Annotated in this window: 1 protein-coding gene and 1 pseudogene; both read left to right on the top strand. The window is 66.6% G+C overall.

The features are described from left to right. A pseudogene (locus AX750_RS25045) lies at positions 1-188 on the top strand (sulfur oxidation c-type cytochrome SoxA); the annotation flags it as partial. Positions 189-201: 13 nt separating this feature from the next. Then, a partial coding sequence (locus AX750_RS25050; protein WP_197432864.1) for a sulfur oxidation c-type cytochrome SoxX occupies positions 202-634 on the top strand: 433 nt, incomplete at its 3' end.

Below are 634 nucleotides of genomic sequence, written 5' to 3' on the forward strand. Positions count from 1 at the left end.
CGTCCTGGCCGACCTATCGTGTCTCGCAGAGCGCGCTGCGCACGATGCAGCACCGGCTCTGGGACTGCTACCGCCAGCAGCGCTGGCCGGTGCCCGATTTCGGCTCCGATAGCCTGACCGCGCTGACGGTCTTCCTGCAGAAGCAGGCCGCTGGTGGCGAGATCGCCGTGCCTTCGATCAAGCGCTGAGAGGACGGAACCGATGATCAGAACCGCATTCTTCACCGCGGCCTGCGCCGCCCTTCTGACCGCCGGCCCGGCGCTGGCGCAGCAGAAGCCGAGCCAGGCCACGATCGAGGCCTATGTCAAATCGACCTTCGGCAAGGCTTCGCCCGAATGGCAGGCCCGGATCACGCCCGACGAGTCGCTCGCCGTCTGCAACACCACTCGCAACAATGTCTCCTCCGCGCAATCGGAGGCGATCATCAAGCGCGAGCTCGCCAAGGTCACCTATCCCGCCGACGGCAAGCTGCTGGGCGACTGGAAGAAGGGCTATGCGGTCGCCAATAACGGCCGCGGCGGCCAGTTTTCCGATCCGCCGGGCACAGTGGCAGGCGGCAACTGCTTCGCCTGCCACCAGCTCGACCCCAAGGAGGTCAGCTACGGCACGCTTGGCCCTAGCCTCTCCGCCTATG

The sequence above is a fragment of the Methylobacterium sp. CCH7-A2 genome (assembly GCF_001557075.1).
Taxonomy (GTDB): domain Bacteria; phylum Pseudomonadota; class Alphaproteobacteria; order Rhizobiales; family Beijerinckiaceae; genus Allobosea; species Allobosea massiliensis.